The organism is Pseudomonas sp. fls2-241-TYG-175, assembly GCF_030209155.1.
Taxonomy (GTDB): domain Bacteria; phylum Pseudomonadota; class Gammaproteobacteria; order Pseudomonadales; family Pseudomonadaceae; genus Aquipseudomonas; species Aquipseudomonas viridiflava.
In genome coordinates, this window is the sequence record NZ_JARVSO010000028.1 from 64,490 (window position 1) to 80,723 (window position 16,234).

The 16,234-nt window shown below is 60.7% G+C and carries 16 protein-coding genes; 10 read left to right on the forward strand and 6 right to left on the reverse strand.

From position 1 onward, the window contains the following. Positions 1 to 83: 83 nt before the first annotated feature. On the reverse strand, positions 84 to 287 hold the full coding sequence (locus QRN20_RS19970) for a hypothetical protein (RefSeq protein ID WP_004887152.1): 204 nt from the start codon (positions 285 to 287) through the stop codon (positions 84 to 86). A gap of 71 nt (positions 288 to 358) precedes the next feature. Then, entirely contained in the window at positions 359 to 730 is a 372-nt protein-coding gene (locus tag QRN20_RS19975; RefSeq protein WP_004887149.1) for a cupin domain-containing protein, read from the reverse strand. A 239-nt stretch (positions 731 to 969) separates the two neighbouring features. Between QRN20_RS19975 and QRN20_RS19980 the strand changes: the two genes are divergently transcribed. Together QRN20_RS19980 and QRN20_RS19985 are read left to right on the forward strand one after the other, a co-directional pair. After that, positions 970 to 2,463, forward strand: a complete 1,494-nt coding sequence (locus QRN20_RS19980; protein WP_122412693.1) for an aldehyde dehydrogenase — start codon at positions 970 to 972, stop codon at positions 2,461 to 2,463. 431 nt (positions 2,464 to 2,894) lie between these two features. Next, positions 2,895 to 4,040 carry an MFS transporter gene (locus tag QRN20_RS19985; protein ID WP_122432634.1) on the forward strand — a complete coding sequence of 382 codons (1,146 nt, stop codon included), beginning with the start codon at positions 2,895 to 2,897 and terminating at the stop codon, positions 4,038 to 4,040. Here the strand turns inward: QRN20_RS19985 and QRN20_RS19990 are convergent. Beyond that, positions 4,037 to 5,617: a phospholipase D family protein gene (locus QRN20_RS19990; RefSeq protein ID WP_029241363.1), complete on the reverse strand. Its 1,581-nt coding sequence runs from the start codon at positions 5,615 to 5,617 to the stop codon at positions 4,037 to 4,039. The genes QRN20_RS19985 and QRN20_RS19990 overlap by 4 nt on opposite strands. A 71-nt stretch (positions 5,618 to 5,688) precedes the next feature. Continuing rightward, on the reverse strand, positions 5,689 to 7,110 hold the full coding sequence (locus QRN20_RS19995) for an aminotransferase-like domain-containing protein (RefSeq protein WP_029241362.1): 1,422 nt from the start codon (positions 7,108 to 7,110) through the stop codon (positions 5,689 to 5,691). A gap of 233 nt (positions 7,111 to 7,343) precedes the next feature. Between QRN20_RS19995 and QRN20_RS20000 the strand changes: the two genes are divergently transcribed. Then, positions 7,344 to 7,595 (forward strand): DUF1127 domain-containing protein, encoded by a 252-nt coding sequence (locus tag QRN20_RS20000; protein ID WP_029241361.1) that lies wholly within the window; start codon positions 7,344 to 7,346, stop codon positions 7,593 to 7,595. A 6-nt stretch (positions 7,596 to 7,601) separates the two neighbouring features. Here QRN20_RS20000 and QRN20_RS20005 read toward each other — a convergent pair whose 3' ends face one another. After that, on the reverse strand, positions 7,602 to 8,915 hold the full coding sequence (locus tag QRN20_RS20005) for an NAD(P)/FAD-dependent oxidoreductase (protein ID WP_122466826.1): 1,314 nt from the start codon (positions 8,913 to 8,915) through the stop codon (positions 7,602 to 7,604). A 106-nt stretch (positions 8,916 to 9,021) separates the two neighbouring features. Here QRN20_RS20005 and QRN20_RS20010 point away from each other — a divergent pair, with 106 nt between their 5' ends. After that, on the forward strand, positions 9,022 to 9,375 hold the full coding sequence (locus QRN20_RS20010) for a YkgJ family cysteine cluster protein (protein WP_088234282.1): 354 nt from the start codon (positions 9,022 to 9,024) through the stop codon (positions 9,373 to 9,375). Positions 9,376 to 9,384: 9 nt separating this feature from the next. Here QRN20_RS20010 and dadR read toward each other — a convergent pair whose 3' ends face one another. After that, positions 9,385 to 9,873, reverse strand: coding sequence for a transcriptional regulator DadR (gene dadR / locus QRN20_RS20015; RefSeq protein WP_004887134.1), 489 nt, complete (start codon positions 9,871 to 9,873; stop codon positions 9,385 to 9,387). A gap of 157 nt (positions 9,874 to 10,030) precedes the next feature. Here dadR and dadA point away from each other — a divergent pair, with 157 nt between their 5' ends. The 6 genes from dadA to QRN20_RS20045 all read left to right on the forward strand — a co-directional run bounded on the left by dadA (position 10,031) and on the right by QRN20_RS20045 (position 16,138). Continuing rightward, on the forward strand, positions 10,031 to 11,332 hold the full coding sequence (dadA, locus tag QRN20_RS20020) for a D-amino acid dehydrogenase (protein WP_058430451.1): 1,302 nt from the start codon (positions 10,031 to 10,033) through the stop codon (positions 11,330 to 11,332). Next, positions 11,304 to 11,657 carry a RidA family protein gene (locus QRN20_RS20025; RefSeq protein ID WP_004887130.1) on the forward strand — a complete coding sequence of 118 codons (354 nt, stop codon included), beginning with the start codon at positions 11,304 to 11,306 and terminating at the stop codon, positions 11,655 to 11,657. The genes dadA and QRN20_RS20025 overlap by 29 nt, the downstream gene beginning before the upstream one ends. 71 nt (positions 11,658 to 11,728) lie before the next feature. Then, entirely contained in the window at positions 11,729 to 12,802 is a 1,074-nt protein-coding gene (gene alr / locus QRN20_RS20030) for an alanine racemase (protein WP_058430450.1), read from the forward strand. Between the two features lie 129 nt (positions 12,803 to 12,931). Then, positions 12,932 to 13,480 carry a cupin domain-containing protein gene (locus QRN20_RS20035; RefSeq protein WP_004887127.1) on the forward strand — a complete coding sequence of 183 codons (549 nt, stop codon included), beginning with the start codon at positions 12,932 to 12,934 and terminating at the stop codon, positions 13,478 to 13,480. A 184-nt stretch (positions 13,481 to 13,664) separates the two neighbouring features. Beyond that, a complete protein-coding gene (locus QRN20_RS20040; RefSeq protein ID WP_029241357.1) occupies positions 13,665 to 14,087 on the forward strand; it encodes a c-type cytochrome in 423 nt (140 codons plus the stop codon). A 128-nt stretch (positions 14,088 to 14,215) separates the two neighbouring features. Then, positions 14,216 to 16,138, forward strand: coding sequence for an acetyl-CoA hydrolase/transferase C-terminal domain-containing protein (locus tag QRN20_RS20045; protein WP_096768073.1), 1,923 nt, complete (start codon positions 14,216 to 14,218; stop codon positions 16,136 to 16,138). The last annotated feature ends 96 nt before the right edge of the window (positions 16,139 to 16,234 follow it).

Genomic DNA, 16,234 nt, shown 5'->3' on the forward strand with positions numbered 1-16,234 from the left:
TGATTCTGTCTCCCACAAAAAAGCCCGCTTATGGCGGGCTTTTTTGTGTCTGACGTTTGAGCGATCGCTCGGCATCGTGACGATCAGGCGAAGCTGAATGCCGTGATCAGGTCTGCATCGTCGGCAGCGATCCGGATGCGATTGGGGTCAAGCATCCTGTCGCTCGCGTCCAGAGGGCCTACGACACGGGTTCGGCCTGTCAATTCGGTGATATAGGCTTTCACGGTCGGTACGTAGCGGGTGCCGATCAGGTGCTGAAGGGCCAGGAGGATTTCCTTGTTGGTCATGTACATGATCCTTATGAATGATGTCCGGAATGGACAGTCCCAGAGTCATCCATTCGCCCCGTCGCCTGGCGTTACTTATTTATATCTGAGGCCTCGAACACCACATAAATCTTGCGACAGGCCTCCAGCACTTCCCACGTGCCCTTGAAACCTGCCGGGATGACGAACCGGTCTCCGGCCCGCAGCGTTTTGGCGCGGCCCTGATCGTCGCGCAGCACCGACACGCCCTGCACGATCTCGCAGTACTCATGCTCGGTGTAGTTGACCTGCCATTGCCCGATCTCACCTTGCCAGACGCCGGCGTTCATCTGTCCGCAGGGGCTGTTGTAGTGGTTATAAAGGGTTTGTTGCGGATCGCCTTTGAACACCTTTTCCGGTGCTGGCCGGTAGTGCTCGGCGGCGGTGCTGGCTTCGCTGAAGTCGACAATGCTTTCGATGCTCATGATGGCGGGTCCTTCGGGCTGGAATGATGGAGTTTTGAGCGGCGTGGCGAGCAATAGTGCCCCCGTTTTGAGTCGTCTGACCGTTTAATAAAATCAACAAATGGCCGCATTAAGCGTTACGGGTGTCAAATATATTGGTTTTGCTACGCGGCTGGTTTAGGGTGGCGGTCACCCCGAAATTGCGAAATGTGTCTTTAATCAATCATGACACACGCCTGTTCAACAAGGAGGACATCTGCATGATCGCTCTGACCCGCGCCGACTGGGAAAAGCGTGCCCAGAACCTGAAGATCGAAGGTCGCGCCTTCATTCAGGGTGAGTACACACACGCTGCGTCCGACGAAACCTTTGAATGCATCAGTCCGGTGGATGGCCGCGTCCTGGCCAGTATTGCCAGTTGCGATGCTGCCGACGCCGAGCGGGCCATCGCCAGTGCTCGCAGCACCTTCAACTCGGGCGTCTGGTCGCGTCTGGCTCCGTCCAAACGCAAGGCGGCCATGATCCGTTTCGCAGGGCTGCTCAAGCAGAATGCCGACGAGCTGGCGCTGCTTGAAACGCTGGACATGGGCAAGCCGATCAGCGACTCGCTGGGTGTCGACATTCCAGGTGCCGCCAACGCGCTGAGCTGGAGTGGCGAGGCCATCGACAAGCTGTATGACGAAGTCGCTGCGACCCCCCATGACCAGTTGGGTCTCGTGACACGCGAGCCGGTCGGTGTGGTTGCTGCCATCGTGCCGTGGAATTTCCCGCTGATGATGGCCTGCTGGAAGCTCGGTCCTGCGCTGTCGACGGGTAACTCCGTAGTGCTCAAGCCTTCGGAAAAATCGCCACTGACGGCCATTCGTATTGCGCAACTGGCCATTGAGGCAGGTATTCCTGCAGGCGTGCTCAACGTGCTGCCAGGCTACGGTCACACCGTCGGCAAGGCGCTGGCGCTGCACATGGATGTGGACACCGTGGTGTTCACCGGTTCGACGAAGATCGCCAAGCAATTGATGATCTACTCCGGCGAATCGAACATGAAGCGTGTCTGGCTGGAAGCGGGCGGCAAGAGCCCGAACATCGTGTTTGCCGATGCGCCTGATCTGGAGGCCGCCGCCCACGCCGCGGCCAGTGCGATTGCCTTCAACCAGGGCGAGGTGTGCACGGCCGGGTCGCGTCTGTTGGTCGAGCGCTCCATCAAGGACCGGTTCCTGCCGCTGGTCATCGAAGCCCTCAAGGGCTGGAAGCCGGGCAACCCACTGGACCCTGCCACCAATGTCGGTGCGCTGGTCGATACCCAGCAGATGGACACCGTGCTGTCCTACATTGAGGCCGGTCATGCCGATGGCGCCAAACTGGTTGCGGGCGGCAAGCGCATCATGGAAGAAACTGGCGGCACCTATGTCGAGCCGACGATCTTCGATGGCGTGAACAACGCCATGCGAATCGCCCAGGAAGAAATCTTCGGGCCTGTGCTGTCGGTATTGACTTTCGATACCGCCGAAGAGGCCATCGAGATTGCCAACGACACGCAATACGGCCTGGCCGCTGCTGTCTGGACTTCCAACATCTCCAAGGCGCACCTGACCGCCAAGGCCCTGCGCGCTGGCAGCGTCTGGATCAATCAATACGACGGTGGCGACATGACCGCGCCGTTCGGTGGCTTCAAGCAGTCGGGCAACGGCCGTGACAAGTCACTGCACGCGTTCGATAAGTACACCGAGCTGAAAGCGACCTGGATCAAGCTGTAAGTCAGTTGTTCTCCTTAGGCGTCCCCGTTCAGCGCGGGGACGCTTGATCGTTCCCATGCTCTGCGCTCATCGTTATACATAAGTCCTCTTGGAGGAATACGATAATGATCGTTCCCACGCTCTGCGTGGTAACGCCTCCCAGGACGCTCCGCGTCCGCTTTTGAATGTGGCGTAGATGCGCGCCTAAGCTCCAGCGTTATCCACGTCATGCGCTCGGCTCACTGAATCCGCAATCTGTGCCATTTGTGACGCGGAGCGTCACGGGAGGCATGCCCACGCGGAGCGATGGGCACGATCAGTGTTGAGGCGGACTTGTGTATAACAATGAGTCCTCTGCGTGGTAACGCCGCCCAGGACGCTCTCGAATGTGACGCAAAGCGATGGGCACGATCAGCTTTCGGCTTTAATTCTTCACCCGCAGGAACACGGAAATGCGTTGGGGTACTTATTTCGCCGTTCTGGCCTCGATCCTGAGTGTCGGTCTGGCTATTGGCGTCAGTATGCCGCTGGTTTCGCTGAGGCTCGCGGACTGGGGATACGGCACGTTTGCCATTGGCGTGATGGCAGCGATGCCTGCGGTCGGGGTGCTGGTCGGCGCAGGCGTGGCCAGTGCGCTGGCCTCGCGGTTCGGGACGGCCAACCTGATGCGGCTTTGTCTGTGGAGCGGGGCGGTGTCAGTCGGGGCTTTGGCGTTGCTGCCGTACTACCCGGTCTGGCTGGTCCTGCGCCTGATGCTGGGGATGATCCTGACCATCGTTTTCGTGCTGGGTGAAAGCTGGATCAATCAGTTGGTGATCGAGCGCCTGCGCGGAAGACTGGTCGCGCTGTATGGCAGCACTTACGCGCTCAGTCAGTTGGCAGGCCCGCTGTTGCTGGGCGTCATCGGCACCGAGGCCGATTACGGTTTCTGGATTGGCGTGCTGCTGATGACATGCTCCCCGTTGCTCCTGTTGGGCCGAACCGGCGCACCTTCCACTGAGTCAGCCAGCGTGACCTTTGCCGACCTGCTCGGGTTCTGTCGCGGCATGCCTGCCATCGCGGGCGCTGTTGCGCTGTTTGCAGCGTTCGAGGCGCTGATCCTGACGCTGCTGCCGATCTACTGCATCCGGCATGGCTTCACGCCTGAAATCGCCTTGATGATGGTCAGTGCTGTCGTGGTCGGCGATGCGGTACTGCAACTGCCGATTGGTCTGCTGGCAGACAAGATCTCTCGCCGCACGCTGTTCACCGGCTGCGCGGGCGCACTGATGCTGTCCAGTCTGGCCATTCCAATGCTGGTCAACACCGTAGTGATCTGGCCGCTGTGGGTGCTGTTCGGTGCCAGCGCTGGCGGCCTGTTCACGCTGTCGTTGATTCTGATCGGCGAACGCTATCGCGACGATGCGCTGGTGCGGGCCAACGCGCACGTGGCTCAGCTCTGGGGTATCGGTTGTCTGCTCGGGCCTCTGGCCGCAGGCGCGGGCAGTCAGTGGATCAGCATCGATGCCTTGCCGCTGTTGATGGCGGCAGGAGCGTTCGGCCTGCTGGTCCTGACCATGAGGCGCGGGGCGTTTGGTGCGAGCGCTGCGCAGGCCTAGAGCATCCGCTCCAGCCCGATTGCCTTGCTCATCCAGGCGTTGAAGCGGCGCCACCAGTCGCCCGGCTCGGTGTACAGCGTGTGGATGACGCCATTGTCCTCGGTCACCCAGACCACCTTGCCGTCTTCCAGTTTCGCCTGGTAAGTGAGTGAAGGCGCCATACCCTGCAGCGTCAGTTCACGCAGCTCTTCTGCCAGCTCCGGGCTGTCGACCAGCACACCGACCTCTGTGTTCCACAGCACCGAACGCGGGTCGAAATTGAACGAGCCGACGAACACCTTGCGGCGATCGAAAATCATCGCCTTGCTGTGCAGGCTGGATTCGGAGCTGACCAGCGACTGGCTTTTCCTGAACAGGTGCGGACCGCTGCCGCGCATGGTTTCGACATCACCCGGCTGGCGGCGCAGTTCGAACAGCTTGACGCCATGTTCCAGCAGCGCCTTGCGATAAGGTGCATAACCTCCGTGCACGGCGGGTACATCGGTGGCTTCCAGCGAGTTGGTCAGCAGACTGACGTCCACACCCGCATCGGCGCGGCCGGTGAGGTACAGCAGACCTTCCTGACCCGGCACGAAGTAGGCCGAGATCAGCATCAGTTCCTTGCGGGTATTGAGCAGTTCCGGGGCAAGTTGTGTGGTCAGCAGCAGATGCGGGTCGGGTTCGCCCTGCGCGAGCACCTTGGTCGGCGCGTCCCACAATGCCTGGTTCCAGGCCCAGACCAGTTCGTTGAGCCAGGTCTTCATGCGCGGCTCGGTCTTGTAGGCCATCAGGCGCTCATACAGCGCCCTGTGCTGCTGATGCGCCTGCTCCAGCGAGTCCGTCAGCCGTTTTCGGGCCTTGGCCAGATCCTTGGTGTCCGGCAGGAAATACATGAAGTCATTGATCGGCTTGCTCAGCGTGCTGTTCCAGTACTGATCGAAGCTGTGTCCGAGCTGTTCGGCGACTGGTCCGACGCTGAGCATGTCGATGTCGGTGAAATTCAGGTTGGGCTCGGCATCGAAATACTCGTCACCCAGGTTGCGCCCGCCGACGATGGCCACGCTGTTGTCCGCCAGCCACAACTTGTTGTGCATGCGTCGATGCTGGCGCGAGAGATTCATCAGTCTGCCGAGGCTGCGGGTGATGCCCGTCTCGCGTCCCAGGTTCTGCGGATTGAACAGGCGAATCTGAATGTTCGGGTGCGCGGCGAGGGTGGCGATAGCCTGATCCAGGCCGTCGCTGGTGGTGTCGTCCAGCAGGATGCGCACGCGCACGCCACGGTCGGCGGCGTTGAGCAGTTCGTCGATCAGCGCCCGGGTGCTCAGGCCGTCATGGACGATGTAGTACTGCAGATCGAGGCTGCTTTTGGCATTGCGGATCAGCTCGGCGCGCGCCTTGAACGCGTCACTGCTGTCGGGCAGCAGGCGAAAGCCCGAGCGCCCTTCGTGAGGCTGCGCCATCGCCTGGATCGACCGGCCGAAGGCTGAGTCTGAAGACGCAATGGCCTGGCTTGGCTCACCGAGTGGTGCTTGATGTGCGCAACCGCTGACGCACAGCGCAACCAGCAGGGAAAAGGGCAAGGCCCATGAGTTCTTCAAATTGATATCCACAACCAGGCTTGGCTCGACTTGGCGATAAGACCGGCAAAAGCGGGAAAAATTTGCCAACGTCAGTCATTTTGCGCAATCAGCTGCGAGATCGTCTCGCCAACGATGCGTACTGCGCTCTCGATTTTCGGTGTCGGCTTGGCAGCGTAGTTCATGCGCAGGCAATTGCGGTACTTGCCCGAGGCGGAAAAGATACTGCCCACCGCGATCTGTACGTTCTTGCTCAGCAGTGCGCGATTGAGGCGCACAGTGTCGAAGTCCTCGGCCAGTTCCACCCACAGCATGAAGCTGCCCTGCGGACGGCTGACCCGCGTGCCCTGCGGAAAATAGCGCATGACCCAATCGATCATCACGTCGCGGCTGCGCTGGTACTGCGTGCGCATGCGGCGCAGGTGCGGTTCGTAATGCCCGCCTTCGATGAAGTCGGCAATCGCCAGTTGCGGCTGCGGCGCGGTCGAGCCGGTGCCGATGTATTTCATGTGCAACACCCGCTCCAGGTAACGGCCCGGCGCGACCCAGCCGATGCGCAAACCCGGCGCGAGGGTCTTGGAAAACGAACTGCACAGCAACACGCGGCCGTCTTCGTCGAAAGACTTGATGGTACGCGGGCGCGGGTACGAGAAGGACAGATCGCCGTACACATCGTCTTCGATGATTGCCACGTCGAAGCGCTGCGCCAGCATCAACAGGGCTCGCTTGCGCTCTTCCGGCATCACGTAGCCCAATGGATTGTTGCAGCTGGGCGTCAGCTGAATCGCCTTGATCGGCCATTGCTCCAGTGCCAGCTCCAGTGCTTCAAGGCTGATGCCTGTCAGCGGGTCGGTGGGGATTTCCAGCGCCTTCATGCCCAGGCCCTTGAGGGTCTGCATGGCGCCGAAAAAGCTCGGCGAATCCACCGCCACGATGTCGCCGGGCGAGCAGACGGCGCGGATGCTTGCCGACAGCGCTTCGTGACAGCCCGAGGTAATGATCAAGTCATTGGCGGTCAGGTTGCAGCCGGAGTCGAGCAACAGGCGTGCGATCTGTTCGCGAAGTGTATGCACGCCATGGATGTTGTCGTAATACAGACCGGGCATGTCCTGATGGCGACTCAACTGACCCAGCGCGCGCATCAGCGGTTTCAGGGTCGGGCTGGACACGTCCGGCATCCCGCGCCCCAGTTGGGTGACCGCCTCACGAGGCGATACCCGGATCAGGTCCAGCACCTGATCCCACTGCGAGATATCCACAGGCCGCTGCACCGGACGCCCTACCACGGGAAGCGCCGGAGCCTGACGGGAAGCCGAAACGAAATAGCCTGATTTGGGTTTCGGTGTGGCCAGCCCGCTGTCCTCCAGCACTCTGTATGCCTGCTGCACTGTACTCAGGCTGACGCCATGTTCAACGCTGAGCGCGCGCACGGAAGGCAGACGGTCACCGGGGCGATAGAAACCCTTTTCGATCCGCGAGCCCAGCATTTCGGCAAGGTTGACGTACAGGGTCATGGCGTACTCTCGGTTGAGTGCTTTTTTGAGAACCATACAGATGGTGCGAAAATACAGCATTCAGAGATCGTTTTGAATCTCCTGTATGGAAAATATAAGAGGATTTTGAATCTGTATTGGTTTGGCAATCCCCGTCATCATGGATTCACGCTCACCACTCAAGCGTTGGGAACGATCGTTGTCAGGGCTGGTGTGTTGAGCGATGGAAACCCACCCCGATGGAGGAACCGGAAATGAACGGGTTCAGCGACGTACGATTAGCGTTTCACAGCCAGGAACTGAACGAGAGCCAGCCAGTGATGTTCAAGGCCGTTCAGAACAACCGCGTCTGCGTGCCGACAGGCATTAGCCGCTGGGCGCTGTATCGTCATCGCTGGACATCGCGCCGCGCATTGCTGGAACTGACGGATGACCAGCTTCGCGATATCGGCATCGACTTTCGGCAGGCCAGGGTCGAGGCAATGAAGTCTTTCTGGAGGGAATAGCGCGGGTCAACGCAGCTCTTTCAAACGGTGCCAGAGCATGCCCAGCGCCAGCAGCGGCGAGCGCAGGTGTTTGCCGCCGGGAAAGGTCATGTGCGGGACCTTCGCGAACAGTTCGAAGCCATCGCTGTGCTGTCCGGCGATGGCTTCGGCCAACAGGCGGCCCGCCAGGTGCGTGGCGTTCACGCCGTGGCCGGAATAGGCCTGGGCGTAGTACACGTTTGGCTGATCCCTTAGCCGACCGATCTGCGGCAGGCGATTGGCCCCTATGCCGATCATGCCGCCCCACTGATAATCGATCTTCACGCCAGCCAGTTGCGGGAACACCTCCAGCATTTTCGGTCGCATGTAAGCGGCAATGTCCTGCGGGTCACGGCCCGAATAATGACAGGCACCGCCGAACAGCAGGCGCCGGTCAGCGGAAAGCCGGTAGTAATCCACCGTCACGCGCTGGTCGCAGACCGCCATGTCCTGCGGCAGCAGTTCATTGGCTTGCGCCGGGCTCAAGGGTTCGGTCGCGATGATGTAGCTGCCTGCGGGCAGTACCTTGCCGCTGATCTCCGGGTTGAGGTCCTTCAGGTAAGCGTTGCAGCCCAGCACCAGAGTCTTGGCCAGCACCAAGCCCTGCGCGGTGTGCACCTTGACCTGCGGGCCGTAGTCGATGCGCGTCACCTCGGAATGTTCGAACAACTGCACACCCAGCGACTTCGCCACCGCAGCTTCGCCCAACGCCAGATTCAAGGGATGCAAATGCCCCGAGCCCATGTCGATCAGGCCGCCGACATAACGATCCGAGCCGACCACGCTGCGCATCTGGTCAGGCGGCACCAGTTTCAGCTCATGCCGATATCCCAAGCTGCGCAGCTCTTCGGCGTCTTCGGCCAGATGAGTCATGTCACGCGGTTTGTTGGCCAGGTCGCAGTAACCCCACTTCAACGCGCAATCGATGCCATGCCTTTTAACCCGCTGGCGCACGATTTCGACCGCTTCGATGCCCATCAGCTTGAGCTGACGCACCCCGTCGTTACCGATGACATGGGCGAACTGCTCGACGCCATGCCCAACGCCGCGAATCAACTGACCGCCATTGCGCCCGCTGGCGCCCCAGCCGATCCTGCGCGCTTCCAGCAACGCCACGCTCAAACCGCGCTCGGCCAGTTCTATGGCCGTGTTGAGCCCGGAGAACCCGCCGCCGACCACGCACACATCGACCTTCACCTCGCCTTGCAATGCCGGATGATCCGGTTGCGGATGGCTGCTGGCGGCGTAGTACGAAGCGGTGTGCGAGTCTTGATGGGTAGGGTGCTGAACGCGGGCGTTCATGGACATGTCCTGTTGGCGGCGCTGTGAAGTCTCGGCAGGATAAGCTGCTGTCACGGACCTGCCAACTCAGGCAAAATCCCTGCATTGTGTCCGGGTGATTGTTTCAATGAGCTGCAACCTTCAGAAAGTCCGCGAGCTGCGCCGCCAGATTCCCTCGTTCGAGTGCGTGCCTGGCTGCCACGACTGCTGCGGTCCGGTCACCACCTCGTCCGAAGAAATGGCCCGCCTGCCGCGCAAGACTGCCGCCGAGCAGGAAGCGGCATTGAACGAGCTGAACTGTGTGCACCTCGGGCCTCAGGGCTGCACGGTGTACGACGAGCGTCCGCTGATCTGCCGCCTGTTCGGCACCACTGAAACCCTGCCATGCCCCAACGGCCGCCGCCCTGTCGAACTGATCCATCCCCGGGTCGAAAAACAGGTCCACACCTACATTGCTTCGACCCGACAGGTGCTGGTGTAGCGGGTCGGCTCAGTCGGCAATCGGCAGGTTCAGGCTCTCTTTCACTTCTTCCATCACGATGTAGCTCTTGGACTCGCGCACGTGCGGCAGCTTGAGCAGGATGTCGCCCAGCAGTTTCCGGTAGGACGCCATCTCGGAAATGCGCGCTTTCACCAGATAGTCGAAGTCGCCCGACACCAGATGACACTCCAGCACGTGGGGCAATTTCAGCACCGCGCGGCGGAACTCCTCGAATGTGTCGCCGGACTTGTAATCCAGGCTGATCTCCACGAATACCAGCAGGCTGGCCTTGAGGCTTTGCGGGTTCAGCCGGGCGTTGTAGCCCATGATGATGCCTTCGCGCTCCAGCCTGCGGACCCGTTCGGTGCAGGGTGTGGTCGACAGGCCGACCCGCTCGCCCAGTTCGGTGAACGAGATGCGTCCATCCGCCTGCAGGATTCGCAGGATATTGCGATCAATCTTGTCCAGCTCACGTTTTGACTGGTGTTGGGTGCGCAAGGTTGATATCCCCTCTACGAAAGCGATCTTTGCCGTGGATTACCTCCGAATATAGGCATTTATACAGTTAAAAGCACTGCTCGATGCTCAATATACTGGCCACATCCTTGCTTAAAACTTCAAAACGTCAGCGGATATCCGCGATGAGGTCATCGACATGCGCGTTCTGGTCCTTGGTAGTGGTGTGATCGGTATAACCAGTGCCTATTATCTGGCGCGGTCAGGCTTTCAGGTCACGGTGGTCGACCGTCAGCCTGCTGCCGCCATGGAAACCAGTTTTGCCAACGCCGGTCAGGTCTCGCCGGGCTACGCGTCGCCGTGGGCTGCGCCGGGTGTGCCGCTCAAGGCGATCAAGTGGCTGTTGCAACGCCACGCCCCGCTGGCGATCAAGGCCACGGCCGATATCGATCAATACCTGTGGATGGCGCAGATGCTGCGCAACTGCACGGCCAGCCGGTATGCCGTGAACAAGGAGCGTATGGTGCGTCTGTCCGAGTACAGCCGCGACTGTCTCGACGAGTTGCGTCTGGAAACCGGCATCGCTTACGAAGGCCGCAGCCTGGGCACCACCCAGTTGTTCCGCACTCAGGCGCAACTCGATAACGCCGCCAAGGATATTGCCGTGCTCGAGCAGTCCGGCGTGCCTTACGAGTTGCTCGACCGCGAAGGCATCGCCCGCGTCGAACCCGCGCTGGCGGGCGTGACCGGAATACTCAGCGGTGCGCTGCGCCTGCCCAACGACCAGACCGGCGATTGCCAACTGTTCACCACGCGTCTGGCCGAAATGGCCGAGAAACTGGGCGTCGAATTCCGTTACGGGCAGAGCATCGAGCGTCTGGATTTTGCCGGTGACCGCATCAACGGTGTGTGGATCGACGGCAAGCTGGAAACCGCTGACCGCTATGTGCTTGCGCTGGGCAGCTACTCGCCGAAGCTGCTCAAGCCGCTGGGCATCAAGGCTCCGGTCTATCCGCTCAAGGGCTACTCGCTGACCATTCCGATCACCAATGCGGACATGGCGCCGACCTCGACCATTCTCGACGAGACCTACAAGGTCGCGATCACCCGTTTCGACAACCGCATCCGCGTCGGCGGCATGGCTGAAATCGCCGGTTTTGACCTGTCGCTCAACCCGCGTCGGCGCGAAACACTGGAGATGATCGTCGGTGACCTCTATCCTCAGGGCGGCGACCTGACCCAGGCCAGTTTCTGGACCGGGCTGCGTCCCACCACGCCGGATGGCACGCCGATCGTGGGTGCCACGCCGTTCCGCAACCTGTTCCTCAACACCGGCCACGGCACGTTGGGCTGGACGATGGCGTGCGGTTCCGGCCGTTTGCTCGCCGATCTCATGGCCCGCAAGACACCCCAGATCAGTGCCGAAGGCCTTGATATCTCTCGCTATGGCAGTACCCAGGAGAACGCAAAGCATGTCAATCCAGCGCCAGCTCACCAATGAGCGCATGAGTCAGATCGTCGTCCACAACGGCACCGTCTATTTGTCGGGCCAGGTGGGTGATGACATGACCGCCGGTGTCGAGAAGCAGACCCAGGAAACGCTGGACAGCATCGAGCGTCTGCTCGATCTGGCAGGCACCGACAAGACCCGTATCCTGTCCGTGACCATTTACCTGAAAGACATCGATGCCGACTTCGCAGGCATGAACAGCGTGTGGGACAAGTGGCTGCCAAAAGGCGTCGCCCCGGCCCGCGCTACCGTCGAAGCCAAGTTGTGCGAACCGGAAATTCTGGTCGAGCTGTCGGTGGTCGCTGCACTGCCATAACGTTTCCCTGGCCCGGCGACGCACCCTCGGCGTCGGGCTTTTTTACAACCTCTTCAGGCAATACCTTTCTCATGCGTCCAGCTCGCGCCCTTGTCGATCTTCAAGCCCTGCGTCACAACTACCAGTTGGCCCGCGAAAGCACCGGCGCCAAAGCGCTCGCCGTGATCAAGGCCGATGCCTACGGCCATGGTGCCGTGCGTGTCGCGCAGGCGCTGGAATCGATGGCGGACGGGTTTGCAGTGGCCTGCATCGAAGAGGCGCTGGAACTGCGTGCTGCCGGTATCACCGCGCCGATTTTGCTGCTGGAAGGTTTTTTCGAGGCTGATGAGCTGGCGCTGATTGCTCAACATGACCTGTGGACGGTCGTGCACTCGATGTGGCAGCTGGAGGCGGTCGAGCAGGCACGTCTCGCCAGGCCCATCATGGTGTGGCTCAAGCTGGACACCGGCATGCACCGTGTCGGCCTGCATCCGTCGGAGTACCGCAGCGCGTATCAGCGTCTGCTGGCAACCGGCAAGGTGGCCAGGATTGTGCTGATGAGCCATTTTTCGCGTGCCGACGAATTGAACTGTTCGACCAGCGATGATCAGGTCGCGGTGTTTGAAGCGGCTCGTGAGGGACTCGCGGCAGAGACCAGCCTGAAAAACTCGCCCGCCGTACTGGGCTGGCCGACCATCCACAGTGACTGGGTACGGCCCGGCATCATGCTCTATGGCGCCACGCCGTTCGGCGAGTCGCAGCCGCTGGCGGATCGCCTGCAACCGGTCATGACGCTGGAATCGAAGATCATCAGCGTCCGCGAGCTGGCTGCAGGTGAGCCTGTGGGTTACGGCGCTACCTTCGTGACGGATCGTCCTTCGCGCATTGGCGTTGTGGCCATGGGTTACGCCGACGGTTACCCGCGTCAGGCGCCGACCGGAACACCGGTATTCATCGACGGCCAGCCCTCCAGGCTGGTAGGCCGGGTGTCTATGGACATGCTGGGCGTCGACCTGACCGGTCTGCCTCAGGCAGGTCTGGGCAGTCGCGTCGAACTCTGGGGCAAGAACGTGCTGGCCAGCGACGTAGCCGCGCACGCGGGCACCATTCCCTATCAGATCTTCTGCAATCTGCGCCGAGTGCCGCGAGTCTATTCCGAAGGCTGAGCCGTAACGCCTTTCAACAGCCACCGCCCCTCATGGCCCGGTCGCCGGTCGAGTGTTGTAAATATCGAACGCTGTGCCATCATGGCGTTCATAACAACCTGACCTGACTGAATCCGGGGGAATACCGCATTGGACGTGGGTGAACGACTGCAATCGATCCGCAAGCTCAAGGGCCTGTCCCAGCGTGAACTCGCCAAGCGTGCAGGCGTGACCAACAGCACCATTTCCATGATCGAGAAAAACAGCGTCAGCCCGTCGATCAGCTCCCTGCGCAAGGTGCTGGGCGGTATTCCCATGTCGATGGTCGAATTCTTTTCCGAAGAAATCGAAGCCGAAAATCCGACTCAGGTGGTTTACAAGGCCAGCGAACTGATCGATATCTCGGACGGTGCGGTGACCATGAAGCTGGTCGGCAAATCGCATCAGGGCCGTGCCATTGCGTTTCTGACCGAGACCTACCCGCCGGGTGCCGACACGGGTGAGGAAATGCTGGTTCATGAGGGTGAGGAAACCGGAATCATCGTCGAAGGGCGCCTGGAACTGGTGGTCGGTCTGGACACCTACATCCTCGAGGTCGGCGATAGCTATTACTTCGAAAGCACCCGTCCGCACCGTTTTCGCAATCCGTTCGACGCTCCGGCGCGACTAATCAGCGCAGCCACCCCTGCCAACTTCTGACCGCCGTTGATCCGCAGGCCCCGTTTTCAGGCGTTTTGCGGCGTTGTGGCGGCGGATTGTGTTCGTCGCCGAACGCATCTTTCCGACTGCGGGCGCATGTCGGCCCCGCCAGCTGACCGCTATACTTTTTCAGCCTGCCAGCCCGTTCCCGCAGGTGTGATCCAGTCACCTTGAGGGTGTTAGCGTGAACCTGACAAACAAGCTTCTGGCCGTCGCTGCGGCGCTGGCATTCTGGGCATTCAACGCTCAGGCGGCGAGCAATGAAGAGATCGCCAGACGGCTTGAGCCGGTCGGGCAGGTCTGTATTCAGGGCAAGGAATGTCCGGGAGTGCAGGTTGTCGGCTCGGCTGGAGGCGGTGGTGGAAGATCTGCGGACGATGTGATTGCCAAACACTGCACCGTTTGCCACAGCGGCGTCATGCCCAATGCGCCGAAAATCGGCGACACGACAGCCTGGACCGAGCGCTCCCAGAAAGAAGGCGGCCTTGACGGCCTGCTGGCCAAGGCCATCACCGGCATCAACGCCATGCCGCCCAAGGGCACCTGTGGCGATTGCTCTGATGAAGAACTCAAGGCTGCGATTCAGAAGATGTCCGGGTTGAAGTAATCATGCTTGTTAATCGTGCTGATCGTGCCCATGTTGGGAACGAGCCGCACGGTTAATCACACCCCACGCAGCACTTTCCCGCCCGCACCTGTCCAAGCTGCATCCAATAACAAATCAGGAGAGCTGGGATGCCGCAGTCCTGTTCCATCGAGCAAGCCGTTGATCATGTTCTTTCGCAGTTGCCCGAGCACATTCATCTCGGCATGCCGCTGGGGTTAGGCAAGCCCAACCGTTTCGTCAATGCGCTGTATCAACGGGTCAGTGAATTACCCGAGCGGCGGCTGACCATCTACACCGCGTTGAGTCTGGGCCGCCCGACACCGGGCGAAGGTTTGCAGGCGCGCTTTCTTGAGCCATTTCTGGAACGCACCTTCGGTGATTATCCCGAACTCGACTTTCTGGCCGCACTGCGTCGCGACAGCCTGCCGGGCAACATCCGTGTCCAGCAGTTTTTCATGCAGCCAGGCAGCCTGCTCAACAGCGAGTCCGCCCAGCAAGACTACGTCAGCAGCAATTACAGTCACGCGGCCCGCGACATCAATGCCTGCGGCCTGAACCTTGTCGCGCAGTTGGTGGCACGTGACGATCAACGGCCCGGCAAGCTGAGCCTCAGTTGCAACCCGGACGTGACCCTCGACCTGCTGCCGATGATCGCCAAGCGCCGTGCGGCGGGCGAGACCATTCTGATACTTGGGCAGGTGCACGCGGATTTGCCCTACATGCCCGGCGACTCGGAACTGGATAGCGTGGCGTTCGACCTGCTGCTGGACGAAGAAGAGCGCAGCACGCTGTTCTCCACCCCGAACATGCCGGTGGGTTATCAGGACCATTTGATCGGCTTGCACACCAGCACCCTGGTGCGTGATGGTGGCACGCTGCAAATCGGCATCGGCTCTATGGGCGATGCGCTGACCGGCGCATTGCTGGCCCGTCAGGCGGACAACGAAACCTGGCGCGCATTGCTGGCCGAGTTGAACATGAGCAACTGGCAGACCCTGATCGATCGGGAAGGCGGTATGCAGCCCTTTGCCAGCGGTCTGTACGGTTGCAGCGAAATGTTCGTCAACGGTCTGCTGGTGCTGGCCGATGCCGGGATCATCCGGCGCAAGGTCTATCCTGACGCCGAGCTGCAGCGGCTGGCCAACATGGGCACGCTGGATGAAAACGCCCATCCCGATGGCGTCGTGGTGCACGGTGGCTTCTTCCTCGGCCCGACCAGCTTCTACGAGCGACTGCGCGAGCTGCCTGCCGAACGGCTGGCGCAATTCAACATGACCGCCATCAGCTACATCAACGAACTGTATGGCCATGAAGAACTCAAGCGCTTGCAGCGTCGTGATGCGCGGTTCATCAACAGTGCCTTTACCGTCACGCTGATGGGCGCTGCGGTGGCCGATCAGCTGGAAGATGGACGTGTTATCAGTGGTGTAGGCGGGCAGTACAACTTCGTCGCTCAGGCCCATGCACTGGAAGACGCCCGCTCGACTCTGATGCTGCGCAGCTGGCGTGAGTCGGGTGGCGAGACCACCTCCAATATTGTCTGGGAATACGGCCACACGACCATTCCCCGGCACCTGCGCGACATCGTTGTGACCGAATATGGCATCGCCGACTTGCGGGGTCAGACGGATGCGACTGTCATCGAGCGGCTGTTGAACATCAGTGACTCGCGCTTTCAAGGTGGCCTGATCGAACAGGCACAAAAGGCTGGCAAACTGCCGAAGAATTTCAGCCTGGATCCGCGCTTTACGCAGAACACGCCGGAGCGCCTGCAGGACATTGCGTCACGCTATCCTGCGCTGTTCACCGAATACCCGCTGGGCTGCGACTTCACCCCGCAGGAACGCGACCTGCTGAGAGCGTTGAACTGGCTGAAGGGAAAATTCAAGATCACCGAGATTCTTGAGCTGGGCAAGGCCACGCTCGACGCGCCGGAGCCTGATGCGTACAGGGAGCATCTGCAGCGCATGCAGCTTGATCAGCCTCAGGGATTGCGCGAAGAGCTGTATCAAAGGCTGCTGCTGGCCGGATTGCAGAACACAGCCCAATGATCGTTCCCACTCTGCGCTCATCGTTATACACAAGTCTGCCCCAACACTGATCGTGCCCATCGCTCCGCGTGGGCATGCCTCCCGTGACGCTCCGCG